At 56.0% G+C, this 24,635-nt stretch carries 16 protein-coding genes; 8 read left to right on the top strand and 8 right to left on the bottom strand.

The genetic code is table 11. From position 1 onward, the window contains the following. Nucleotides 1-121 precede the first annotated feature (121 nt). Entirely contained in the window at nucleotides 122-1,636 is a 1,515-nt protein-coding gene (locus tag BM114_RS09780) for a glutamine synthetase family protein (protein ID WP_092112918.1), read from the bottom strand. Between the two features lie 77 nt (nucleotides 1,637-1,713). Further along, a complete protein-coding gene (locus tag BM114_RS09775; protein WP_092112915.1) occupies nucleotides 1,714-2,307 on the bottom strand; it encodes a hypothetical protein in 594 nt (197 codons plus the stop codon). Nucleotides 2,308-2,558: 251 nt separating this feature from the next. On the opposite strand from BM114_RS09775, the gene BM114_RS09765 reads away from it, so the two are divergent. From BM114_RS09765 to clpB, 4 genes are all read left to right on the top strand, one after another. Further along, nucleotides 2,559-3,119 (top strand): RNA polymerase sigma factor, encoded by a 561-nt coding sequence (locus BM114_RS09765; protein ID WP_092112910.1) that lies wholly within the window; start codon nucleotides 2,559-2,561, stop codon nucleotides 3,117-3,119. Then, nucleotides 3,106-3,489, top strand: coding sequence for a hypothetical protein (locus BM114_RS09760; RefSeq protein ID WP_092112907.1), 384 nt, complete (start codon nucleotides 3,106-3,108; stop codon nucleotides 3,487-3,489). Before BM114_RS09765 ends, BM114_RS09760 begins: the two co-directional genes overlap by 14 nt. Beyond that, nucleotides 3,473-4,573 (top strand): DUF3054 domain-containing protein, encoded by a 1,101-nt coding sequence (locus BM114_RS09755; RefSeq protein ID WP_092112905.1) that lies wholly within the window; start codon nucleotides 3,473-3,475, stop codon nucleotides 4,571-4,573. The genes BM114_RS09760 and BM114_RS09755 overlap by 17 nt, the downstream gene beginning before the upstream one ends. 190 nt (nucleotides 4,574-4,763) lie before the next feature. After that, on the top strand, nucleotides 4,764-7,352 hold the full coding sequence (clpB, locus tag BM114_RS09750; protein ID WP_092112902.1) for an ATP-dependent chaperone ClpB: 2,589 nt from the start codon (nucleotides 4,764-4,766) through the stop codon (nucleotides 7,350-7,352). A gap of 265 nt (nucleotides 7,353-7,617) precedes the next feature. Here the strand turns inward: clpB and BM114_RS09745 are convergent, their stop codons facing one another. Beyond that, nucleotides 7,618-9,744 carry a M6 family metalloprotease domain-containing protein gene (locus BM114_RS09745; protein ID WP_092112900.1) on the bottom strand — a complete coding sequence of 709 codons (2,127 nt, stop codon included), beginning with the start codon at nucleotides 9,742-9,744 and terminating at the stop codon, nucleotides 7,618-7,620. Between the two features lie 183 nt (nucleotides 9,745-9,927). Here BM114_RS09745 and BM114_RS09740 point away from each other — a divergent pair, with 183 nt between their 5' ends. Further along, the gene (locus BM114_RS09740; RefSeq protein WP_092112897.1) at nucleotides 9,928-11,922 is read left to right on the top strand and encodes an OPT family oligopeptide transporter; all 1,995 of its coding nucleotides are present in this window, start codon (nucleotides 9,928-9,930) and stop codon (nucleotides 11,920-11,922) included. A 76-nt stretch (nucleotides 11,923-11,998) separates the two neighbouring features. Here BM114_RS09740 and BM114_RS09735 read toward each other — a convergent pair whose 3' ends face one another. Then, entirely contained in the window at nucleotides 11,999-14,713 is a 2,715-nt protein-coding gene (locus BM114_RS09735) for a 3'-5' exonuclease (protein WP_092112894.1), read from the bottom strand. Nucleotides 14,714-15,010: 297 nt separating this feature from the next. Next, the gene (locus tag BM114_RS14625; RefSeq protein ID WP_255406483.1) at nucleotides 15,011-15,136 is read right to left on the bottom strand and encodes a hypothetical protein; all 126 of its coding nucleotides are present in this window, start codon (nucleotides 15,134-15,136) and stop codon (nucleotides 15,011-15,013) included. A 40-nt stretch (nucleotides 15,137-15,176) separates the two neighbouring features. Between BM114_RS14625 and BM114_RS09730 the strand changes: the two genes are divergently transcribed. After that, a complete protein-coding gene (locus tag BM114_RS09730; RefSeq protein WP_177207088.1) occupies nucleotides 15,177-17,249 on the top strand; it encodes an outer membrane beta-barrel protein in 2,073 nt (690 codons plus the stop codon). 327 nt (nucleotides 17,250-17,576) lie between these two features. Here BM114_RS09730 and BM114_RS09725 read toward each other — a convergent pair whose 3' ends face one another. Beyond that, nucleotides 17,577-18,275 carry an ATP-binding cassette domain-containing protein gene (locus BM114_RS09725; protein WP_092112890.1) on the bottom strand — a complete coding sequence of 233 codons (699 nt, stop codon included), beginning with the start codon at nucleotides 18,273-18,275 and terminating at the stop codon, nucleotides 17,577-17,579. A gap of 464 nt (nucleotides 18,276-18,739) precedes the next feature. On the opposite strand from BM114_RS09725, the gene BM114_RS09715 reads away from it, so the two are divergent. Further along, complete coding sequence (locus tag BM114_RS09715) at nucleotides 18,740-19,069, top strand: hypothetical protein (protein WP_092112885.1); 330 nt, start codon at nucleotides 18,740-18,742, stop codon at nucleotides 19,067-19,069. A 223-nt stretch (nucleotides 19,070-19,292) separates the two neighbouring features. Here BM114_RS09715 and BM114_RS09710 read toward each other — a convergent pair whose 3' ends face one another. Further along, nucleotides 19,293-21,284, bottom strand: coding sequence for a glucosamine-6-phosphate deaminase (locus BM114_RS09710; protein WP_092112883.1), 1,992 nt, complete (start codon nucleotides 21,282-21,284; stop codon nucleotides 19,293-19,295). A 12-nt stretch (nucleotides 21,285-21,296) separates the two neighbouring features. Then, nucleotides 21,297-22,088 (bottom strand): glucosamine-6-phosphate deaminase, encoded by a 792-nt coding sequence (nagB, locus tag BM114_RS09705; protein WP_092112882.1) that lies wholly within the window; start codon nucleotides 22,086-22,088, stop codon nucleotides 21,297-21,299. 274 nt (nucleotides 22,089-22,362) lie between these two features. Here nagB and BM114_RS09700 point away from each other — a divergent pair, with 274 nt between their 5' ends. Beyond that, nucleotides 22,363-24,567 carry an alpha-N-acetylglucosaminidase gene (locus tag BM114_RS09700; protein WP_092112880.1) on the top strand — a complete coding sequence of 735 codons (2,205 nt, stop codon included), beginning with the start codon at nucleotides 22,363-22,365 and terminating at the stop codon, nucleotides 24,565-24,567. Nucleotides 24,568-24,635: the final 68 nt, after the last annotated feature.

Raw genomic sequence — 24,635 nt, 5'->3', positions numbered from 1 at the left:
ACTCCCAACAAACGGCTGGAAGCCTGACAAAATCGGCGAGATTGTACGACAAAATCGGCGAAAACATGGGACAAAATCGGCGATTTTGTCAAGCTGGAAGCCGTCTTTTATTTTTCTTCCACTATCCGCACTGGAAGAAACGAGCCACAAGCCGGCTCACCTTTTCCTTATCGTCCTCTGTCTCCGCCCTCAGCGTTCGGTCGCCGAAAGACTTGAGTTGGCGCTCCACGCCGTCAATCATCGACTTGCTGAAGACGCCGTATTCCTCGTAGACGGCACGCTGCCGCTCCAGGCATTCGGCAGAGGCCTCGCAGCTGTCGGGCAGCGAAGCCAGACGGGCAAACCGCTCAGCGAGGCGCTCGTCGTGGATGTTGCCGTCGACGAAGGTGCGCTCCGCCACCTCGAGGGCATCCGGCATCTCGAATCCATGACGGACGGCCACGCAGAGGCTCGCGATGAGCTGGTAGACATCGGCACTGCCGTCGCCGCTGCGAATCTCGAAGGTCTGCTTGCCGGAGGTGTCGAACCCGGCTCCCGACAAGGGGTCCTGCGGATTGGCTTCGGCACTCATGTTCACGCCGGCCGTCCACCCCAGCGGCACGCGCACCAGCGCCGAGCGGTTGCTCACGCCCCAGCACACATTCGTGGGAGCCTCCTGATGCGGAACCAGACGGAAATAAGAGGTGGGGTTCTTGTTGCCGAAGGCGGTGATAGACGGGGCAAGATCCATCAGGCCGGCTATGGCCCGGCGGGCCTCGTCAGTAAGGCTGCCGTCGGGACGGGTCATCACGCTGCGGCCGTCTTTCATCAGGCGCATGTGCACATGCAGGCCGGAGCCGGCCTCGCCGACAGTTATCTTGGGGGCAAAGGTTACATTCAGTCCCTCGCGGTAGGCCGCGTTGCGAATCACCCACTTGGCTATGAGCAGCTGGTCGGCGGCCTCCAGACAGGGCACGGGCAGGAACTCTATCTCGTTCTGCTCGTAGGTGAGGCCGTCCTGAGTGAAGTTGCCCACCTCGGAATGTCCGTACTTGATCTGTCCGCCGCACTGTGCCACGAAGTCCATGCAGCGCGCCCGGAAGTCATTTGTCTTGGCATAGGGCATCGACTCGTGATATCCGTGCTGCGCAAGGGCGGGATAGACCGTTTCGGCAGGCCGTATGACATAGTATTCCAGTTCGCCCATGGCGTCGAACTCAATGCCCGCCTTCTCCAAGAGCACTTGCTGCGCCTTTCTTAAAGTATACCCGGGCGAGTTGGCCAGAGGGTTTCCGTCGCGGTTATAAAACTCGCAGAGCATGTCCAGCGTGGGGATTTCGGCAAAGGGATCGACGAACGCCGTGGAGTAGCGCGGCACCACATAGAGGTCGCTGCTGGCCGCCTCGATGAAGTCGAAGAGGCTCGACCCGTCCACCCGCTCCCCGCAGGAGAGGATCGTGCTGAGGTATTCAAGGCTGTTGATGACGAAGTTCAGGGTCTTCAACTTCCCGTCTCCACCGGGATACATGAAGTTGACCATGCGGATGTCGTTCGCCTGGATGAAACGGATTACATCCTCCTTGGTAAACTCACACGGAGGTTTCTGCAAATAGGCAACGACCCTGTTCGGGCACATTTTCAGTTTGGGGTTTTCCATTTTTGTATGATTGTTTAAGTTTCTATTTCGTTTCTGTATGGCAGCCTGCCGATTTCCGGAAACCGAAAGGAAAGGCGCTACCGCCTCGCCACCATCGTGCGCTGCAGGACAAACAGGGTTGCGAGCACGATGAGGAACACCGCCGTCTTCGCCATCATCCATTCCGCAGCATCCCCGAAGACAAAGTTGACAAGCCCGGAAACAATACCCAGGGAGAAAAGGACAAGCGGCAGGATGCCCAGCCAGCGGAGCCAGCCCCGGTAGCGAACGCAGAAGACGATGCCGACGGCCAGCATGACGAGGTTGTAGGCCACGCCCGCCACTTGGCGGACAATGTTGAGCGTGGGGTCGAAAGAGGATATGTTGCCTAACGCGAAGAGCCCTACCCTCACGACAATCCACACATAGAGCAGCCAGTAGACAGAATCCCCGTATTTCTTCAGGTGGCGGGCAAGATTAAAAGCAAGCGCCGCCTCGCAGACGGTGAAGAGGATTCCGAAGACTCCGAGATAGTAGACCTTTGCCAAGAGGAGCGACATTGCGCCGCCATGAGTAAGGTTTACGATGTCGGTCATATACTGGCCAAGCAACAGGCTGACCGCTCCGACGAGCAGGAACACCACATTCCATACACCACAAGCCTTGGAAACTCTCACCGAACTACGCTTCATTGTTTAAGAATTTGCATCATAGTTTTCGCAAAAATACAAAATATTCTGAAACGAGATGCCTTTTTCGGCGAAAAAAAATGCGGCGGCAGGGCGAAGTCCTTGATAATTAAGGGTAAGAGGACAACGGCTTCCCTTGTTTTTTATTATCTTTGCAGCATCCGGGGAGAGCATCCCGCACCTTGAAGCGAGAGCCCGGTTTTCGACTTTCCCGACCCTCCGTCGTATCATCAAATAGAAGCAATCCACCGAGAATGAACCAAGCAGAGCTATCAGAAACCATACGAGCATGCCGGCGAGGCGACGCCAACGCCTTCCAGATACTGGTGCTCGAATATCAGGAAAGGGTGTTCTCCGTCAGCCTGAAGATGCTCTGCGACGAGGACGAGGCCAAGGACGCGGTGCAGGAAACATTCCTGCGCATATGGCGGAGAATCGGCGACTACGCACCCGAGAAAGGCAATTTTTCCACCTGGATATATGCCATCGCCACCCGCATCTGCCTCGACAGGATGAAGCATCGCCGCCGATGGGTGGCCTTGCCGGAAGAAGAACTGCGGTTCAGGCCTCTCTTTGACAACGGCGCGGAACGCCGCCTGGAGGCCAGGGAATGGCTGGGGCTCGTCAAGGTGCTGGCTTCCAAGTTGGGGCGCAAGCAGCAAACGGTGTTCACCCTGAGTGCCCTCGAAGGCCTCAGCCACGAGGAAATCGCACAGATAACGGGGCTCTCCGCCGAGAAAATCAAGGGCAACCTCTATGCTGCCCGCCAGAAAATCAAGGAACAACTCAAGCTATTAGGTTATGGAACAGAATGAAAAGACACTCGAAAAACTGATAGAAAGCCTGCGGAACGACAGTCCGCGACTGGAAAACCCCGAGCTGATGGCCGACCGGATTATGCTGCACATAAAGCGAGCCGACCGACAGGAGGCATTCCTCGGCGTGCTGCGCCGCCTGTCCGTGGCAGCCTCCATAATTGCCATCATCGGCTTTGCCTGGCTCCAGCTGACGGCCACGGTGCCTCCCAAGACCGACCCCGCCATACTCGCTTACCAAGAGCGCACAGTCGGCGAGCGGCCGTCGCGCGCAGAAAAAGGCAATCATATAAGGTATATACAAGACAAACTGCATGGGCAAAACGCGTATTCAATCTTAAAACGAAAGGCATATGAAAACCATCATTAAACTCTTTGTGCTCATCGCCACAAGCCTTGTGGCCGTCTCCTGCGCAAAGCAGGACAGCACCATGCGCACCCTCATCAAGCCTGACGGTTCCTGCACCCGTACCGTCGAGATAGAATTCGACACGGCCCAGCTGACAAACGGCCGGCCGGACTACGACAAGATGGCCTTCCGATTTGACCGGAACTGGACGCTGAGCTGGGCCGAAAAGGGTTCAAAAGACAGGCATCCCTTCCCCGTGAGGCATGCCCGGACGGACAGCATCGTCGTCATCGCCTCCTCTGAATGGGGCAATGTGGCTGACATGGCGCGACACACGCTCTTCATCCCCGGCACCAAAACCATCATTCCCAAGGCCGAATACAAGCGTTCTTTTAGATGGTTTTACACCGATTATACCTTTAAGGAGACTTATCCGAAGGTGAGTCTGAACTTCAAAATACCCTTGGAGAAATATCTGTCGAAGGCTGAAATCGGCTATTGGTTCAGCGGAGAGCCCAACCTCGGACAGGGATTGTCGGGATGGGAAATCGACGACATGATGGACGGCATCAAGGAGAAATACAGCAAATGGCTGGCAGCCAACTGGGTGGAAGAGCTCTGCACCCTCATAGAGGATAACTATTCCTCCATCAAGGACGCACCCGTAAGCAAGCAGGAGTTTGTCTCCAAGCGGGACAAACTGCTCCGGGAGACCTACTGGCGGAGCTCAGACATAGTCCGGGAAATGGACGAAGGCATCATCCGCGAGGTTTTCCGGAAGGTGTTTCACTCATCGGCCTACGATGTCATATTGAATGACGAGGGCAAGACTTCTACCCTGGAGAAAGCCTTCTCGGAATTTGAAAGTCTCATCCGCACCACCGTCGACTACCAGATCAGCATGCCGGGCAACGACGGAAAGGAAGGAGATGCAGGAGGGAAAAACCTCTTTCGCTACCGGCTCTCCGGCTCCCGCCTCCTCGTAGGCGAGTATACCGTCGACTCGTTTGTAAGGGTCAGCAACCTGTGGGCCTTCATCCTTACCGCCTTCGTCATGCTCGCAGCCCTCCTGCTGGCCTGGAGAAAATGGAGACATTCACGCTAAGACCGCACCTACAGACTGCCATTTCGTCGCCGGAAGACGACAGAATGGCAGCATTTTTGAAATCGGAATGCTCTTTGATGGTCTGTTTGCGAAAGAATCACAACAGAATATACTCGGGGCTCTAAACATGTCTTGTTTCCAAAAGAGACGACGCGGGCTCCGAAAAAAGAAAAGAAAGGAGAGACCAGTTATGACATTCGACAAATTCACCATCAAGGCGCAGGAGGCCGTACAGGAAGCTGTCAACACCGCGCAGCAGGCCCAGAACCAGGCCATAGAACCCATACACCTGCTCCAGGGCGTGCTCGCCAAGGGCAAGGACATCGCAAACTATGTCTTCCAGAAGCTCGGAATCAACGCCTCACAGATAGAGACGCTCGTGCAGGGGGAAATCGCCCACCTGCCTAAAGTGCAGGGCGGGCAGCCCTATTTCTCGAATACGGCGAACCAAGTGCTCACCCGCACGCAGGACATCTCCCGCAAGCTGGGCGACGAATTCGTGTCGGTAGAGCCCCTGCTGATGGCCCTGCTCGAGGTGGACAGCCCTGCCTCGCGCATCTTGAAGGACGCGGGCTGCTCGCGTGAAGGGCTCCGCAAGGCCGTGGCTGAGCTCCGCCAGGGTCAGAAAGTGCAGTCGGCTTCGGGCGACGAGAACTACCAGGCGCTCGACAAATATGCCAAGAATCTCGTAAAAGACGCGCAGTCGGGCAAGCTCGACCCCGTCATCGGCCGCGACGAGGAGATTCGCCGCGTGCTGCAGATACTGTCGCGGCGCACCAAGAACAACCCTATCCTCATCGGCGAACCCGGCACCGGAAAGACCGCCATAGTGGAGGGACTCGCCCAGCGAATCGTGCGCGGTGATGTGCCGGAGAACCTGAAGAACAAGCAGCTCTACTCACTCGACATGGGCGCGCTGGTTGCGGGTGCCAAGTACAAGGGCGAATTCGAGGAGCGGCTGAAGTCGGTCATCAAGGAAGTAACCCATGCCGACGGCAACATCATCCTCTTCATCGACGAGATTCACACGCTTGTGGGGGCCGGCGGAGGCGAGGGTGCCATGGACGCAGCCAACATCCTGAAGCCCGCCTTGGCGCGCGGAGAGCTGCGGGCGATAGGCGCCACCACGCTCAACGAGTATCAGAAGTACTTCGAGAAGGACAAGGCGCTTGAGCGCAGGTTCCAGACCGTGATGGTGGACGAGCCCTCCGAGGTCGACGCCATCTCCATCCTGCGAGGCCTGAAGGAGCGTTATGAGAACCATCACAAGGTGCGCATACAGGACGACGCGTGCATCGCGGCCGTGAAACTGTCGGAGCGATACATCTCGGACAGGTTCCTTCCCGACAAGGCCATCGACCTGATGGACGAGGCGGCGGCAAAGTTGCGCATGGAGAGAGACTCCGTGCCCGAGGAACTCGACGAGCTGGAACGCAGGCTCAAGCAGCTCGAGATTGAGCGCGAGGCCATCAAGCGCGAGAACGACACCGACAAAATCCAGCAGTTAGACAAGGAAATAGCCGAGTTGCAGGACAAGGACAAGGACTTCCGCGCCAAGTGGGAGTCGGAGAAAGGGCTGGTGAACAAGATCCAACAAGACAAGCAGGAGATGGAAAACCTCAGGTTCGAGGCCGAGCGGGCGGAGCGTGAAGGCAACTACGAGCGCGTGGCCGAGATACGCTACGGCAAGCTCAAGGCCCTTCAGGACGACATAGACAACATCCAGATACAACTCAAAGCCACGCAGGGCGGCGAGGGAATGGTGCGCGAGGAGGTAACGGCCGACGACATCGCCGAGGTAGTGAGCCGCTGGACCGGCATCCCCGTAACGCGCATGATGCAGAGTGAGCGCGAGAAGCTGCTCCATCTGGAGGACGAGCTTCACCGCCGCGTCGTCGGCCAGGAGGAAGCCATCCGCGCCGTGTCGGACGCCGTGCGCCGCTCCCGGGCCGGCCTGCAGGATCCCAAGCGACCCATCGCGTCGTTCATCTTCATGGGTACCACGGGCGTGGGCAAGACCGAACTGGCCAAGGCCCTGGCAGAATATCTCTTCAACGACGAGAACATGATGACCCGTATCGACATGAGCGAGTATCAGGAGAAGTTCAGCGTGTCGAGGCTCATCGGCGCCCCTCCGGGCTATGTGGGCTACGACGAGGGCGGCCAGCTGACGGAGGCCGTAAGGCGGAAGCCCTACTCCGTGGTGCTCTTCGACGAGATAGAGAAGGCGCATCCGGATGTGTTCAACATCCTGCTGCAGGTGCTCGACGACGGCCGCCTTACCGACAACAAGGGCCGGGTGGTGAATTTCAAGAACACCATCATCATCATGACCTCCAACCTCGGCAGCCAGATGATCCGCGAACGGCTGGAAGAGGCGGGCGGAGTGCTTGGCAAGCACGAGTTGCAGAGCCTCAGCCAGCAGCTCTTCGGGATGCTGAAGCAGACGATAAGGCCGGAGTTCCTGAACCGCATCGACGACACCATCATGTTCCTGCCGCTGTCGAGACAGGAAATCGCCAAGGTGGTGGAGCTCCAGATGAACCGCGTCAAGCAGATGCTCGAGTCGCAGGGCTTCACGCTCCAGTGGACTCCCGCCGCCATCGACTATCTGGCACAGGTGGGCTACGACCCCGAGTTCGGCGCCCGGCCGGTGAAGCGCGCCATCCAGGACTATGTGCTGAACGAGCTCTCCAGGAAGCTCCTGGCCGAACAGGTGCTGCGCGAGAAGCCCGTCATCGTCGACGCCAACGCGGCCGGACTGCAGTTTCGCAACTAACCGGCAGACACTCCCCTCCCCCCGAAAAGACGCCGAGGGGAGCCCTGCCAAACGCTAAGAGGAGTCTGCCCGGCGGTCTTCAGGCAAGTTACAAACAGCGTGTAACGATGTTACAAGCGGTGTGTAATCGCATTACAAGCAGCGTGTAATCCCACAGGAAATGGCTGCCGATATGCCTGAAGACCGTCGGACAGGCTCCTCTTTATGATTATAAGCCTATCTTGATTATGATATAAGCTCGCCTTGCCATGATTACAAGCCGGCCTTACTTGATGATTTTCCGCCCGTTGCGGATGTAGACGCCCCGCGGCAGAGCGTCCAGCTCCGTGCCCAGATACTGTCCGCCGAGGCTGTAGACACGGTTGTCGGCCGGGCGCACAGGCGTGGTCTTCACGCCCTGGATGCCCGCTGCCACCGGCTTGGGAATGGAAATCTCGTCGAGAAACATGCGGCTGGTGGCCGTGAAGGTGATCTGCACCTCGCCGCTGCCTGATATCGTGGTGGAGCATTCGGTCCACTCGCCCTTTTTCATGGTGAAGCTCGGCGTGCCGATCTTCAGGTCGCCCGTGGCCGAGAGGGCGAGGCCCGTGCCGTCTTTCGACGCATTCCATGCCGCCGCCCTGAAGGTCAGGGTCGTGGCGCCCTCGTCGATGGTGAAGACGGGGGTCGTGGCCGTCCCGGCAGAAGCTGACGAGCCGAACTTCGCACACTGGCTGGCACCGAAGGCGAGGGAATGCGTCCAGCCGTCGTTATCCGGACTGAAGCTGCCATTGGCGATGCTCCCGCTCCACAGATTGTCGTTTCCACCGGTACCCGCACAGTCGCCGAAGGTCTCGTGGAAATAATAGTTGCCCGTGCCGGCATTCGCCCCCGTGGCCGCTGCCGGCTTGCTGACAAAGGTGATGGAGCCGCCGGCCTGCTTCGTAATCTTCCCGAGCGACACCGTCCGGGACGCCCCACCGTAGGTGCGCAGCGACACGATGCTGTCTACGCCGTTGCCATAGAGGTTGGCGTTGCTGCTCGAATAGCTCAGCTTCGCCTTGTCGGCCGTGAGGATGCAGGCGCGCTTCCCGGCCTGCGTGTTATTCAGGTTGTTGTAGTTCCAGGCTGTCTGGCTGTAGGCGATGCGGGTAAGCATCAGTCCGCTTCCCATGGAATAGGTGCCGTAGTCGTCGGAATAGGTCTCCGGATACCATGTTCCCTGGTATCGGCTTTCCAGGATGAAGTTCTCCGTATTACTGATTTTTATCCTCACGGCCGACACCGTGTTTGCCTCGTTGGGATTGCCCAGCGTTACGGTGCTGTCGGCCTCCGACACCACCGTCGACAGCTCGGGTATGTCGAGCCAGCCGAGGTAGCTCTTCTCGTAGGCCGTATAGCCCACGGGTGCCCGCGTGTCGTTCACATAGGCGCCGCAGTCCATGATCGACCAGTTGCCGAACGGGTCGTCTTCGGAATAGCTCTGGTCGGTAACATAGAAGTCGGGAAGACCCAGCGCGTGGCCGAACTCATGGCAGAACACGCCCATGCCCATCAAGGTCCGGCCGCCGGTATAGAGCTCGTTTCCCACGAAATATGACTTGAAGTAAGTGCCGCTCATGGTTCTCTCGCAGTCGTATTCGCAGGGCCAGACATAGTCTTCGTTAGCCTCGGTCTGCGCCTCCGTGGCCTCGCCCTTGCCGGCGTAGAGGATGCAGACGAGCGGCACGCCGGAGCCCGTATTGTATCGCGAGAAGTCGGTTCCCAGCTGGCTCACCGCGGCGGCCACGGCATCTTCCACCAGTCCGTCTACATTCTTGTCGCTGCCTTGCTGGTCGTTGGCGCCGTAATGCCTATAGCTGTTGGAGAGGGTAACGATTCCCACGACATCGAACGACGGCACAAAGGCCCCGTAGCTCTGCGCCCGGAAATAGTCCTTGACGGAGCCCACGCAGCCCGTCTCCTCCGAATAGCCCTGCGCATTATAGTAACGGTTCATCTTCTCCACGGTCGTCGTCGGCTTGAACGACAGGTCGGAGAACTGCACCATGATGACGGGGAAGGTATAGGAGCCTATGCTGTTGACGGCACCCATGCCGCTCTGCCCGAACTTGCCGAGGCCGTCGGCCGTAGAGGCATAGCACACCTTGCGGCGGGCAGCCCGCCGCCCGGAGGCCTTCCGGCTCAGGGCCGTGAGGTCGGACACCGGCCGGTAGACGCCCTCGGAGTCCTGCTGAAAACACCTTCCGTCGGCTGCGCGCAGGTAATGCAAGTGCTCATTGCCCACCAGCTCGACCCTGACAACGGTTCCGTCGGCCAGCGTTATGTTACTCCACAACCCCCTGCGGGCAGGTATGCCATGGACAGCCTGCACGGCGGCCATCAACAAAAGCAGCAAGAAAAACTTTTTCATTTTAAGTGTATTGGCTTAAATTCTCGATTTTAGAAAAACGAATGCAAAGTTAGCCTTTTACTTCTCACAGAACAAATATATTTAGTTAAATGTGCGGACAGGAGCCTAAAAAACGCAAGGATATATTTGGGAGTCTATCGGGAAATCTTTATCTTTGCAGTCAATACCATAATTTTGAGACAAATGGAAGACAAAGAGAAAGAAGCAGTAAATCTGCCCGAGAATGCGTTTCGCGAACTGAAGGACGGCGAGGAATACCAGCCCGTGATGAGGGCAGACAAGACCTATCCCGAGGTGAACGGCTGGTCGGTAACCTGGGGCGTGCTCATGGTGGTGCTCTTCTCGGCCGCCGCTGCCTACTTAGGCCTCAAGGTGGGTCAGGTTTTCGAGGCTGCCATCCCCATCGCCATCATCGCCATCGGCGTTTCCTCTGCAGCCAAGCGCAAGAACGCGTTAGGGGAAAATGTCATCATCCAGAGCATCGGTGCCTGTTCGGGCGCCGTCGTGGCCGGCGCAATCTTCGTGTTGCCCGCCATCTACATGCTCGATCTGGAGGCCTGCTTCCTCAAGATATTCATCGCCTCGTCGCTGGGAGGTGTGCTGGGCATTCTCTTCCTCATACCCTTCCGCAAGTATTTCGTGAAGGACATGCACGGCAAATACCCCTTCCCGGAGGCCACCGCTACCACGCAGGTGCTCGTCTCGGGCGAGAAGGGCGGCAGCCAGGCCAAGCCGCTACTGTTTGCCGGTCTCATCGGCGGTCTCTATGACTTCGCCGTGGCCACCTTCGGGCTGTGGAACGAGAACTTCACCTCGCGCGTGTTCGGCTGGGGACAACAGCTGGCCGACCATGCCAAGCTGGTGTTCAAGGTGAATACGGGAGCCGCGGTGCTGGGCCTGGGCTATATCATCGGGCTTCGCTATGCGGCCATCATCACCTTCGGGTCGCTCACCGTGTGGTGGCTCGTCGTGCCGGGCATGGCCTTGCTCTTCCCCGACACCGTGCTCAACCAGTGGGACCCGACCATCACGACCGCCGTGGGAGCCATGAGCCCCGAGCAGATTTTCTCCAGCTATGCCCGCAGCATAGGCATCGGAGGCATCGCCATGGCCGGCATCATCGGCATCATCAAGAGCTGGGGCATCATCAAGAGTGCCGTGGGACTGGCTGCCCGGGAGATGAAAGGCAAAGGCGCAGGACTGGAAGAGGTGGTTCGCACGCAGCGTGATATTTCCTTCAAGATCATCGCCATCGGCTCTGTCCTCACCATTCTCGTTATCTTCGCCTTCTTCTACATGGGCGTGATGGACTTCAACCTGCTGCACGCAGTCGTTGCCATCCTGCTCGTAGCCGTCATCGCGTTCCTTTTCACCACGGTGGCCGCCAACGCAATAGCCATCGTCGGCAGCAATCCCGTATCGGGCATGACCCTGATGACGCTGATCCTGGCCTCGGTGGTAATGGTCGGCGTCGGCCTGAAAGGCGAGGCCGGCATGCTGGCCGCGCTGCTGATGGGAGCCGTGGTGTGCACCGCCCTGAGCATGGCCGGCAGCTTCATCACCGACCTGAAGATAGGCTACTGGCTCGGGACGACCCCGAAGAAGCAGGAGAGCTTCAAGTTCCTGGGCACCGTCATCGCGGCGGCAACCGTGGCCGGAGTGATGATTCTGCTCGACAAGACCTACGGATTCAAGAGCGACGCGCTGGCCGCACCACAGGCACATGCCATGGCCGCCGTCATCGCTCCCCTCATGAACGGGCAGGGGGCGCCGTGGCTGCTCTACGCGATAGGTGCCGTCATCGCCCTGATTCTCGACCGCTGCAAGATCAGCGCGCTGGCCTTCGCCCTCGGAATGTTCATTCCCATCCAGCTGAATATACCGCTGGTCATCGGCGGAGCGGTCAACTGGTTCGTAACCACTCGCAGCAAGGACGAGAAGCTGAACAAGGCTCGCGGTGAAAAGGGAACGCTGATTGCCAGCGGTTTTATTGCCGGCGGAGCCCTGATGGGAGTGGTGAGCGCGCTGCTGAAGTTCGGCGGACTGGAGTTCAACTACGAAGCCTGGTGGGCAAACCATCTCTCGGAGCTGCTCTCCCTGGCGGCCTACCTGCTGCTCATCACCTACTTCATCATCGCCACAAGGCCCAAGGCCGGGGAAATGGATACACAGGATTAACCACTTATAAAATTCACGGAAAGGAGGCTTCCACAAGGAGTCTCTTTTCTTTTTGCCCTTGCTTAAAGGGACTGGCTTAACTGAAAAAGCGTGCTATGGTCTGCATGAACGGCGTGAGGAGCTTGCGGTGAGGCTGACCCTTGTAGTCAATCCGCGTGAGGCTCTGCGACACGAAGAGCCGCTTCCTGGCCCTTGAAATGGCCACATAGAACTTGCGCTTGTCCTCCTCGAGCAGCCTCGGATTTTCCTTATTATAATAGTTGGGATAACGCCCGTCGACTGCGTCGAAGACAATCACATTGTCGAACTCCAGACCCTTGGCCTTGTGGACGGTGGTAACGAATATCCGGTCCGTGATGGTAGACGAATTGCAGAGGTCGGCTTCCTTCAAAGTGTTGATCTCCATGATGTGTTGCCGCAGCTGTTCGATGAGCGACGGCTCTTCGGCGGGGCGCAGGATGTCGTGCGAGAGATACTCGAAGATATAGTGGAGCTTCTCTATCGGCATCATCCTGCCGGCCTCCAGCAGGTGCTGATAGACGCTCCGCATCTCGCTCACAAGCACGGGCTCCGCCGAACGAAAGCTGCGTTCGTAGAGCAGTCCGCGTGCGTGGAAATAGGTTTCCATATAGGCCTTGCGGAAAATCTCTATCCGATTCTGTACATTCTGGCGGCTGAGAAACTCCGTCTGGGAGGCCAGCGCTCCCCTGCCCTGCTCATAACAATGGTGCAAGACCTTGAGCGTGTCGTCCACATCGACATCGGCCAGATGGGCTTCATCCTCCTCTATCCCGAAAAGATGCTGCCTGCGGAAGTCGTCGAGGCGGTAGCTGTGCAGGTCGGGAGCGAGCATATGGAGCAGTTTCAGCGTGTCGAAATAGCGCGGACAGTCCGTGCGGAGGTTGGTATGGGAAGCGTATCGCCTCAGGTTGAAGTCGAGAATGTGATAGTCGAACTCCACATTGTGGCCTATCAGGACATCATTCCCCACATAGGCCATGAACTTCGTGAGAGCTTCCCCATGCGGCAAGAGGGCGTGGTGGCGGCGCTCCTCGATGATGGGATTCACGATCGGGCCCAGCATGGGCGGTATCTCACGCTCTGTCTCGATGTAAATGGAGAACTCGGAGCCGGGCACCTTCTGCCCGTTCCTTACCTTGACGGCGGCTATCTGTAGGATATCGTCCTCGAAGACATCAAGTCCCGTGGTCTCGGTATCGAAGACCACGATCTCTTCCTGCTCACAGGCCGCCACGAATTCCTGCACATAAGTGGAATCGTCGTAAAGGAGGAAGTCGGTGGGCGTCATCGCCCGGTTGAAGAGCTTGCGCATGAACTCCCGTGCGGCGGCATTGGTCTGGAATACGCCCAGCCCCTTCAGCAGGCGCGACCAGCAGATGAAGTTGTTCTCGTTCGTGAGCACATTCAGGTGGGCAAGCAGCATCTTTACTTCCTGCGTGGAGAACAAATCCTGCCCCGATACCTTGAAATGGGGCAGCTGTAGCCGATGAAGGCAGCTGCTCACCTCGTCGGCGTCGCGGTTGGAGCTGACGATGACGGCGGTCGTATCTTGCGGATATTCCATGAAGAGGCCGCCCACGAAACGAGCCACATCCTCATATTCGCCCTCGAGGGTGTCGGAATAGAGTATCTTCAGTTCGCGTCCCGTGCCCTTCCGGTCGTCGGCGGTATCGGGCAACAGTTCCTCGTCGATGCCCAGCTGACTCTCGGCATACTCGTTGAAGACCTCGAGCAGATAGCGGGGGGAACGGTGGTTGACGCTCAGGTGATGGATGCAGCCACTACAACGGGTCTTCAACTGCGTGAGCGTATCCATCTTGGCACCCATGAAAGAGAAGATGGCCTGCTGCTCGTCGCCCAGATAGAGCACCTCGCCGGCCGACGCGTCGGGAGACTGCGGGCAGAGCGTGGAGAGCAGGTCGATGATGGCCAGCTGCAGGGGATTCAGGTCCTGCACCTCGTCTACCTGTATCCAGGGATAGCGGCGATGGTCTTCGCCGCTCCGCAGGGCATCATAGGTGAGGAGGAGCAGGTCTTCGAAGTCCATCAGATGGTTCTGCCGCTGATAGGCCCTGAAGGCATGGGCATAGCGCATCTTGCGCAACATGCGCAGGGCAAGCAGTTGCACGGCGTAGTCGTAGGCCTCGGTTCTCACGGCGTCGGAGTAATAGTCCGTATGCTCGTAGATATCGATCATCGCCGCTGCGTCAAAGGGTCGCCGTTCCACCCGACATATCCGGCGCATGGCCTCCACATCATCCGCCGAGAGACAGTCGGCATGCAGCCGGAGCGCCTTCGGATGCCCGTGCTCAATCTGGTACATGAAATGCGAGAACTGGATAATCTCCTCATAGCCGCGCCGCCGCCGATAGTCGTCTTTCACCTCGTCTTCCTGCTCGTCCAGGTAACGGGCAAGGATGCTCAGAGCATCTTCATCGTCGATGATGGAAGTGCCCGCCTCGATGAGGGCGTTATCGTAAAGGAACTTGGAACAGAACCGATGGATGTTGCCCACATAGAGCCCCGACACCTCGCCGTCAGCAATGCGTTCGTGGATGCGTTCCTGCATGCCGCGGGCGGCACGGTTGGTGAAAGTAAGGCAGAGCATGTCCTCATAGGCGACGCCCTGCTCATGAGCTCTCCGCACGCGCTCGGTAAGAATCTGGGTCTTGCCGCATCCCGGGGGTGCCAATACCAGATGGTATCCTCCATGGGCGTCTATCACCGCCTGCTGGCTGGCGTCGGGAGTCCACTCGCTATACCTTTTCATGAGTCCTCCTTTCTTTTTGTTTTCAACATTCTAAAACTATCATTACTAAGCCGGAACATGGTTCTCATATAAGCAACAAGAAAATAATCAAGGGTCGACGGTACACGGTAAGATATCACATACTTTATTCTTGTCTTCGTTATTTTACTTTAATGCAAAATTAATGTTTTATTGTTAAAAGAAACGCTTGCGACTCCAAAAATATAAATTAATTTGCAAAATTCAATTATTATTATTTAGTTTGCAGAAACTACCAACGATTTAATTCAAATAACACAGAAAAACAAACTAAAAATATCACTGGCCTATGTGGAATGTATGGCGTATGGGCAGAATGGTAGCATCCAAGATGAGGCAATTGGTCTGCGCCTTTTGCAAAAGTGCATTGGTCATATTGCTGCTCACGCTGTCAACTAATGCCAAAGCACAGATTATATATTTAACCTTATCCGACAGTAATGGAATGCCATTACCGAACATCAACCTGCGCATAGACGCATGTGGCAAGAGAGTGCAGGCAATTACGAACGAGCACGGCGTGGCCAAAGCAAACATCGGCAACTGCGCGGAAGCACGCCTGCACATCAACAGTAAACTCTATCAAGACAAAGACACAACTATTAAGACGACTGTCAAGGATATAAGAATAACACTCATACCAAAGACATACTACTTGAGAGATGTAGAGGTCAAGGCTTTCCGCCCTATCGCCAAGGGAAACGCCGAGAAGACAGTCTATACCGTAGATACACGAAGTTTCCTGAAAGACACCAAAGCCAACGAAGCCTTGAGATTCCTACCCAGAATAGAATCTGACGGTACCGCATTCAAGATTCTTGGCAAGCAAGCCAACGCCCGTCTGCAAGTCGACGGTGTGGAAGCGAGCCTCGACGAGCTGCGCTCCCTTAACGCCACCGACATTGAACGAGTGGAAGTCAAGGAAATCGACGCCAATGACAATGCCAACAGCTCGGGCGTTATAAACATAATACGCAAGAAGAGAGAACGCCCCAAGTTCTACGGAAGCTCGCGGAACACCCTCAACCTGGTTTACACTTCGTTGATGACATACAACAGCATTAACTATCAAAGTCCTAAATGGGAGTTGAATGCCACCGCCGGATTAATTTACAACAAGCCTGAACTTACCAACAATGTAACAAGGAGCTATTCCAACGGCAACGCGAACGAGACAATGCACGAAGACAGATGCTTCGAGGGGCCACAGGGCGGCGGATTGCTGAAGCTGGGCTTTTATCCTTCAGAGAAGTTGTCGGTAATATTAAGGGGTGTGTACAATCTCAACGCCACGAATATAAAACAACATATCACCGACTTTGACAACCACTCCGTCGAGCTGAGAAGCAAAGACAAGATAGAGACCTATGGCACATTGCTCAACACATTCTATAACATAACTAATACCAACCGCCTGCTTCTGAAAGCAAGCTACATAGACTATTCCTACTCATATCGAGACAAACTGGGCACGAGGACACGCTACGAGTCGGACATGCGCGAATATGGCGTGAGCCTGAAGTCGGAGAATGAGAAGATAGACTGGCTTGGCGGCAATGTCAGTCTTGGTTGGAAGAGTACCTGGCGGCAGAATGGCACACAGTCAACCGATTGGAGCACATATTCCGTTCATCAATTATACATCGACCATTCGCGCTCGATAGGCAAACATTTCTCGCTCTACTCCATCCTGAAGGGTGAGACCGACAACCTGCGTCGCAGGCAGAGCTATTATTTCCTGCCATCGGCGAGGATAAATTACAGCATGGGGAAATACGGATCGCTCTCTGCAAACTACCAACGCACCATTACGCGCCCGAGCATCGACTACATGAACGAGGACACGCTCATGATCAGCAAGAATGAAACACTTGTGGGCAACACGGCTCTCGGCGTTCAGCACAATGACGCGCTGAGCCTATCATACAGCAAGCAAATAAAGGCGGCCTACCTCTCGCCTACAGATTTCAATGCCACCACTTACTCAAACCTCGGCCGAAGCGACTACGCATCGCTGTCGCTGAACTGGACGCAGAGGCTCTGCGAAGGGCGGATGAATGCATCGCTAATATTAACTGGCGACTACACGAACTACGACATAGCACCGGCGTTCGCCGACAGGACCCTCATGCTGCCCTCACAAGGCTTCGGATGCTACGGCATGTTAAACTTCAACTACCGCACGAAACGCAGCTGGGTGTACTCGTTCTGGGGCACATATCATCCGAACAACTACGGCTTCAACACGCTCTCGCACCAACATCCCCTCTTCCGGGCAAGCGTCTCAAAGAACTTCTTCCATGACAGGCTTGGCTTTAGCATAGTGGCAATGAACTCGTTGCGCTACTTCACCACAAGCCGCACCACAACCCACTTTGCCAATATGCACCAAACATCGCTGCAAAAGACGCATTACAACGATTTACAAATAAACATTACATGGAACTTCGGAAAACAGTTCCGCGAGCATAAGGCTGCAGAAGGGTTTGGCAACGACGACATTGAACTGAAACAATAATAAAATAATGAGCTGACCGCAGAAGAGCGAAAGACCAGAATAAATTTGGGGTTTCGCGAGAACAGGGCTGCCATTTTTCCATATCTGGCTATTTCTATTAAATATATATGTCTAAACGACAACAAAAAAAATTGAATACAATTCATACTCGCAACTTCATGGTTCCTATGCATTGAGCCGTCGGGGGCATCTTTATGAAATTCAAAATGAGTGATTTCCCTCCCCATATTCCACTCGGGAATAAAGCCCTGTCTCCCTTTGCATGATTCGTAATCTCCACATTCTTCATTAGGATCAGATATAGACAATCAGGGCTCCTGCCCCATGCTATGCTCCTATTTCACTCCTTTCTGAAACAAAAGGCATGGGAATCTCCTCCTCAGAACCCATATAGTATTTACCTTTAAGTTCGGATATGTTTTCTATATATTTCGTAGTGCCTTCTTCAAGATATACGATTCTATCTGCCAGTGAACACAGAACTTTATACTTATGGTCAGAGATTATGATACCGTGATTCTTGCTTGCGCCTCTGATAGCCTTCTGCATCTTCTCCACTACGATAGGAGACATGCCCGTAAAAGGTTCGTCCAAGATGATGAAAGGCGGCTGGGAGTGTAATGCCACGAAAAGTTCCAGATAGCGCAACTCACCACCCGACAGTTCATTCACCCTGTGATTACAGATGCGATTGATGACCTCATCACTCATATAAATTTCTCTGGGAATGGCTGCCGTCCACAGAATGGTCTTGACCTTGAGGTGTCTTGGCAGGTAATCAAACTGGGGCATGAATGTAATCAGTCCCGAACGATAGGCCTTCCCGGTCAGCACACGCTCGTCAATACGGACAAAGGAGTTGTTAGCCTTCAGTGTTCCAAATATAATTTCAAACAAAACTGACTTCCCGGAGCCGTTCCTGCCCAGGACGCCTACGACTTCTCCCAGCTCACATTTAATAAAAGCACCCCGGAGAATATCCCTATCACCGACCTTGAATATAATACTATCTGCTTCTAATACCATCTCATCATCATTTTAAAGGTAAAGTGAAGCACAACCGAAATGAATACGGAGAAGATAAATGCACCTGTATACAATCCCGCGACAGTCCATGAGCCATTACGGTAGAAATAGAATTCCTTCTTCTTAAACAATATTCTATAGCAAGCATCAACCGCAAGAGCAAAGGTCGGAAACCATTTCAAGCCGATTCTCAGAGCATCTTCAATCAATAGAGGAGTAGTTTTAGCCAGAAGGGTTATCCCAATGGCAACGGGTAGGGTTATTCTTAAAGTCCTGCCGTAGAATATGAAAAAGTATCTGATACTCATATGAGAGAAGTGCATAGCCTTTCTAATTTCTACCCAATCTTTGACGGCGAGTAGTTTTTCTGCAAAGATAATAAATTCCAGAGAAAAACAAGGAGAAGAGCGAAAAATCAGAATAAATTTGGTTTTTCACGAAAGTCGGGCTATATTTGCACCCGTATGAAGATTATACACAACTCCCTCCTGCCGCCTCGGAGATATGACGCCATCAACATCCTGGGACTGCTGCTGTGCAGGAAAGGCACCACCGTAACGGCCGACCTGATACAGCACGAGCGCATCCATACCGCCCAGATGGTGGAGATGGGGTTCGCGGGGTTCTACCTGTGGTATCTCCTCGAATGGCTCATACGCCTCCCGATGAGGGGGCGGGCCTACGCGAACATCTCCCTGGAGCGGGAGGCTTACGAGCACATGAACGACCCTAACTATCTGCTCCGCCGCCGCCACTATGCCTGGCGGAAATACCTGAAAAGGCACAGGGCATGACGCATGAAGACAGAAAGCGGCTTCCTGCTTTCCTTTTAACGGCTAAAAGCTTTGTAAAAGGCGGCCTTTTACTCTCCTTTTAGCGGCCTTTTACTCCCCTTTTAGCGGCTTCCGACAAAATGGACGGATACAAACATGAAAAAGAGTGGCACCCGATGCGGATGCCACTCGATTATCCTAACGCCTGAACACCTCATTGCGAGGAGGATTCAGGGCGATTGCGTTACAGAGGTTTATACTCCACGAAGGCCTCCATGGCCTCGTAGCTGGCCAGTCCGAGGTCGTCGTAGAGCTGTGCCGTGCCGCGGTTGCGGTCTTCGGCGCGCTGCCAGAACAGGCGCTCGTCGTTGCCGAGGAACGGGGCACTCTCCATCTGCGAGCTGTGCTTCAGGATGGCGTTGCGCTTCGCACGCAGCTCCTCGGGCGACATCGGCACGCACATCTCGATGTTCTCTATCTCCCACTCTGCCCACGCACCGCGATACATCCATATCTTGCAGTCCTTGAGCCATGCCGCATCTGCCTCTTTCTCGAGGTCGATGGCCGCAAACACGGCGTCGGTGCACTTGCGGTGAGTGCCGTGGGGGTCGGCAAGGTCGCCGGCCACGAATATCTCGTGCGGCTGCACCTTCTGGAGCAGGGCGCGCACAATCTCTACATCCTTCTCCGTCATGGGCAGTTTCTCGATCTTTCCGCTCTCATAGAACGGCAGGTCGAGGAAGTGTACATGGTCGAGCGGAATATTGTTGTAGGTGCACGCCGTGCGCGCCTCGCCTCGGCGGATGAGCCCCTTGATGGTGCGCACATCGGGCATGTCGACATCGCCTTCCTTCTTGTTGGCGAGGAACTTCTTGATGTCCTTGTACATCTTGGTTATCTTCTCGTCCTTGTTGTCAAGGAAGAGCTGGTTGAAACCGTTGACGAAGTGCATGAAGCGCGTTACCTCCTCGTCGCCCACGGCTATGTTCCCGGAAGTCTCATAGGCCACATGGAGGTCGTGTCCCTGGTTCACGAGCCGCTGGATGGTGCCTCCCATGGAGATGACATCGTCGTCGGGATGCGGCGAGAATACCACCACCCGCTTCGGGAACGGCTTGGCACGCTCCGGGCGATAGGTGTCGTCGGCGTTGGGTTTTCCGCCCGGCCATCCCGTGATGGTATGCTGCAAGTCGTTGAAAATCTTGATGTTGGCATTATAGGCCGAGCCGTAGAGAGCCAGCAGCTCCGAGAGTCCGTTCTCGTTATAGTCCTTGTTGGTGAGCTTCAGGATGGGCTTCTTGGTTATGCCGCACAGCCATACGAGGGCCGCACGGGTAAGCTTGTCGGTCCACTTGCAGCTGGCCACCAGCCAGGGATGTATGATGCGCGTGAGCTTGCCGGCGGCCGAGAGGTCGATGACCACATGCGCGTCGTTGTGCGTCTGCAGGAAACTGGCCGGTATGGCCTCGGTAATCTGTCCCTCGACGGCCTTCTGGATGATGTCGGCCTTCTCCTCTCCCCATGCCGTGAGATAGATCTTGCGGGCTCCGAGGATGTCGCCCACGCCCAGGGTGATGGAGCACGGGGGCACGGGCTCGTTGGTTCCGAAGCTCATTGTCATCTCCTCGCGCGAGATGGCATCAACCAGAATCAGGCGGGTGCTGGATGTGAGCCCCGAGCCGGGCTCGTTGGTGGCGATGTTGCCGGCACGGCCGATGCCCAGGAGGGCTACATCGATTCCGCCGAAGGTCTGTATGCGCTGCTGGTAGAGGCGGCACTGCTTCTGCACATCCTCCTGCGCGATGGTGCCGTCGAGCGAGTAGACATTCTGCTCGGGAATGTCAATGTGGTTCAGCAAGCGCTCCCTGAGCTGGAAGATGGCACTGTGCTGGGAGTCGGCCTGGAGGGGGAAATACTCATAGGCGTTGAAAAGCACGACATTCTTGAACGACACCTGCTTCTCCTCATAGCGATGAATCAGCTCGTTGAAGACGGGCGTAAGCGACTGTCCGGTGCCCACGCAGAGCACGCAATACTTGCCCAGCACCTCCTTGGCCTTGATTTCGGCCACGATGGCATCGGCTATGTTGCGGGCCGCGTCGTCCACCTTCGGGAATATATCCGTGCGTATCTTCTCCTGCCGGGTTATCTCCGAACGCTCCACGGCACTCTTGGGAGCATAGAATTCTTCGGGTATAGTGTTTAATACTATCTCTGAACTTAAATGGAGTCTCATATCGTCTGAATATTATAGGTTGTCCTTTTCTATATCCTTGAAATACTTGTAGGTGCCCACCTTGAGTTCCTCGGTGGCGGCCTCGTCGGCTACGATCACCGCATGAGGATGCTGCTGGAGGGCGCTGATGGTCCAGGCCTGGGTAACGGGACCCTCCACCGCGGCCTGCAGGGCGCGGGCCTTGTGGTGGCCGTTGACGAGGATCATCACCTCGCGTGCCGACATCACGGTGCCCACGCCGACGGTGAGGGCGTGCTTCGGAACCTTGTTCACATCATTGTCGAAGAACCGGCTGTTGGCGATGATGGTGTCGGTGGTGAGCGTCTTGACGCGGGTCTTTGAGGTCAGCGACGAGAAGGGCTCGTTGAACGCGATGTGCCCGTCGGGCCCGATGCCGCCCAGGAAGAGGTCGATGCCTCCCGCCTCGGCTATCATCTGCTCATAGTGAGCACACTCGGCCTCGAGGTCTGGTGCGTTGCCGTTCAGTATATGGATGTTCTCTTTAGGGCAGTCGATGTGATCAAAGAGGTTGCGGCGCATGAAGGAATGGTAGCTCTCGGGATGCTCCTCAGGGAGCCCTACATACTCATCCATGTTGAAAGTGAGTACATGCCTGAAGCTCACCTTGCCCGCCTTGTAGGCCTCGACGAGGCAGCGATACATGCCTTCCGGGGAAGAGCCCGTAGGAAGCCCCAGCACAAACGGATGCTCTGCAGTAGGCCTGGCAGCATTGATGCGCTCCACGACATGGTTTGCCGCCCACTGAGACAATTTTTCATAATCTGACTCAATAATTAATCTCATAGTTCTCTGATTTATTTAGAATTACCTTTATTAGATTGCAAAGATAGCAAAATAAAGTAAGAAAACGGCGGGAAGGAGTTTTTTTTTAGGTTTATTAAACGAAAACACAGCCCGGCTCCAGTCGCCCTCCGCTCCCGTCCTGCCAGTCCGCCGGCGGGCAATCTGACTGCATTTGGAGATTTTCCTGCAAAAACAATGCCCCGCAATGCTTGTTATTCAAATAAAAATAGTAATTTTGCAGCAATAATTCCATTAAAACACAAAATCAAGAAACATGAGAAGAATCATCCTCCCCCTGTTCCTGCTACTGTTCAGCACCGTCATGGCTATGGCCGGCGACGATGTCAGGAACGCCCGCGCCCTCACCCGGCGACTGCTGCCGAGGCAAGCCTCGTCGTTCATATTCGAGAAAATCAACGAAAACCAAGACATCTTCACCCTGCGCAGCGAGGGAAACAAGGTCGTCATCGGCGGAAACAACGCCAACTCCATGGCCGTGGGACTGAACTATTACCTGAAATACTTCTGCCTCACCACCATCTCGTGGTACAAGGACGACCCCATAGAGATGCCCAAGGTGCTGCCGAAGGTGGAAGGCACCGTGAAGATCAAGGCTCGCATGCCCATGCGCTTTTTCCTCAACTACTGCACTTACGGATACACCATGCCGTGGTGGAAGTGGGCCGACTGGGAACACTTCATCGACTGGATGGCGCTCAACGGCGTCAACCTGCCCCTCTCCATCACGGGAACGGAGAGCATCTGGTACAGGGTCTGGCGGAAATACGGGCTCAGCGACGAGGAGATCCGTTCCTACTTCACCGGTCCCGCCTTCCTCGGCTGGCACCGCATGTGCAACATCGACGCCTGGCACGGTCCGCTGCCCAAGGCCTGGCTGGACGGACAGGAAGCTCTCCAGAAGAAAATCGTGAGGCGCGAGCGGGAGCTGAACATGAAGCCCGTGCTGCCCGCCTTTGCAGGCCACATCCCCGCCGCGCTGCTCAAGCGGCGCCCCAACATCATGGCAACGAAGGTGGACGACAACCATCACGGATGGGGCGACTTCAAGAATCCGGAGCTCTACGGGTGCACCTTCCTCAACTCCATGGATCCCCTGTTCGCCCAAATCCAAAAGGAATTCCTCACGGAGCAGGCCCGACAGTTCGGCACCGACCACATCTATGGCCTCGACCCCTTCAACGAGGTGGACCCGCCCACCCTCGACGCCGACTCCATCGGCATGATTTCCAAGCACATCTACCAGAGTCTCGAGGCTGCCGACAAGCAGGCCGTGTGGCTCCAGATGGCATGGACCTACTACTACAAGAAATACTGGAACGACGAGCGGCAGCGGGCCCTGTACCACGGAGCTCCGCAGGGCCGGATGATCCTGCTCGACTACTTCTGCGAGAACAAGGAGCTGTGGAAGCGCAACCAGGCCTTCTTCGGGCAGGACTACCTCTGGAACTACCTCGGCAACTTCGGCGGACGCCACCGCCTCGTGGCCCCCACCGAGCGCATCTTCAACCGCATCGACACCGTATGCCGGCGCGGCGGCGACAACTTCAAGGGCGTGGGAGCCACGCTCGAGGGCTTCGACCCCAACCAGTTTGCCTATGAGCTGACGCTCGAGAAGGCATGGGAGCTGCCCCTGACCCTCTCGGAGTGGCGCGATAGGCTGGCCGACAGGCATGTGGGAGCCGTCTCCGCGAACGCGAGGGATGCCTACGCCGACTATTTCAAGGTGCTCGATGTGAACTTCGCACCCTACATACGCACCTTCATCGAGAACCGCCCCTCGATGCGCAGCCAGCTGCCCAAGTACGGAGACGCGGAGAAAACCGTGGAACCGGCCTTCTTCGACCTCGTCAGGCTATGGCGCAAGATGACGGCCCTGAACGCCGACAGGGATGCCTACCGCCTCGACCTCGTGAACATCGGGCGGCAGACCCTGGCCGACCTGTTCTGCACCCTGTGGATGAAATACAAGCTGGCCTATGAGCTGCACGACCTCGCACAGATGCAGCGGCTCGCCGGCGAGATGACCGGACTGCTCGGCGACTACGACGAGCTGCTGGCATGCCACCCCACCTTCTCCATGCGCCCGTGGATAGACAGCGCCCGAGGCTGGGGCGAAACGACGGAGGAGAAAGACTACTATGAGCGCGACGCACGCACCATCATCACCACCTGGAACAACAGCCTGTCGAGCATCAACGACTATGCAGAGCGTGCCTGGGCGGGGCTCGTGGGCTGCTTCTACCTGCCGCGCTGGCAGATGTTCCTCGAAGCCACGCTCAAGGCCGTGGGCGAAGGGCGTGAGTTCGACGAAGACGCCTTTGCCCGGGAATGCTTCGCATGGGAGGAAAAGTTTGCCGAGGGTGAAGGGCAGATCAGCTATCCCGCCCCCCAAGACCCCGTGGAGCTGTCCCGGAAGCTCATCACGAAATACTTCTCCAACTCACTGATATACAAATAATTACAGTCCTCTGCCGGCAGACGGAAGGAAAAGGCTTTCCCACCGGCAGACAGGAAGCCGTTAAAAGG

Source organism: Prevotella sp. KH2C16 (genome assembly GCF_900113305.1).
Taxonomy (GTDB): domain Bacteria; phylum Bacteroidota; class Bacteroidia; order Bacteroidales; family Bacteroidaceae; genus Prevotella.
The sequence above is the reverse complement of the archived record's forward strand: the minus strand, read 5'-3'. Positions and strand labels throughout refer to the sequence as shown.

Excerpts from the sequence above, each read along its gene's own strand:
- nagB (WP_092112882.1), bottom strand. The coding sequence starts at position 22,088 with ATGAGATTAATTATTGAGTCAGATTATGAAAAATTGTCTCAGTGGGCG.
- BM114_RS09735 (WP_092112894.1), bottom strand. The coding sequence starts at position 14,713 with ATGAAAAGGTATAGCGAGTGGACTCCCGACGCCAGCCAGCAGGCGGTG.
- BM114_RS09740 (WP_092112897.1), top strand. The coding sequence starts at position 9,928 with ATGGAAGACAAAGAGAAAGAAGCAGTAAATCTGCCCGAGAATGCGTTT.
- BM114_RS09700 (WP_092112880.1), top strand. The coding sequence starts at position 22,363 with ATGAGAAGAATCATCCTCCCCCTGTTCCTGCTACTGTTCAGCACCGTC.
- BM114_RS09745 (WP_092112900.1), bottom strand. The coding sequence starts at position 9,744 with ATGAAAAAGTTTTTCTTGCTGCTTTTGTTGATGGCCGCCGTGCAGGCT.
- BM114_RS09755 (WP_092112905.1), top strand. The coding sequence starts at position 3,473 with ATGAAAACCATCATTAAACTCTTTGTGCTCATCGCCACAAGCCTTGTG.
- BM114_RS09760 (WP_092112907.1), top strand. The coding sequence starts at position 3,106 with ATGGAACAGAATGAAAAGACACTCGAAAAACTGATAGAAAGCCTGCGG.
- BM114_RS09775 (WP_092112915.1), bottom strand. The coding sequence starts at position 2,307 with ATGAAGCGTAGTTCGGTGAGAGTTTCCAAGGCTTGTGGTGTATGGAAT.
- BM114_RS09730 (WP_177207088.1), top strand. The coding sequence starts at position 15,177 with ATGCCATTACCGAACATCAACCTGCGCATAGACGCATGTGGCAAGAGA.
- BM114_RS09725 (WP_092112890.1), bottom strand. The coding sequence starts at position 18,275 with ATGGTATTAGAAGCAGATAGTATTATATTCAAGGTCGGTGATAGGGAT.
- BM114_RS09765 (WP_092112910.1), top strand. The coding sequence starts at position 2,559 with ATGAACCAAGCAGAGCTATCAGAAACCATACGAGCATGCCGGCGAGGC.
- clpB (WP_092112902.1), top strand. The coding sequence starts at position 4,764 with ATGACATTCGACAAATTCACCATCAAGGCGCAGGAGGCCGTACAGGAA.
- BM114_RS09780 (WP_092112918.1), bottom strand. The coding sequence starts at position 1,636 with ATGGAAAACCCCAAACTGAAAATGTGCCCGAACAGGGTCGTTGCCTAT.
- BM114_RS09710 (WP_092112883.1), bottom strand. The coding sequence starts at position 21,284 with ATGAGACTCCATTTAAGTTCAGAGATAGTATTAAACACTATACCCGAA.
- BM114_RS09715 (WP_092112885.1), top strand. The coding sequence starts at position 18,740 with ATGAAGATTATACACAACTCCCTCCTGCCGCCTCGGAGATATGACGCC.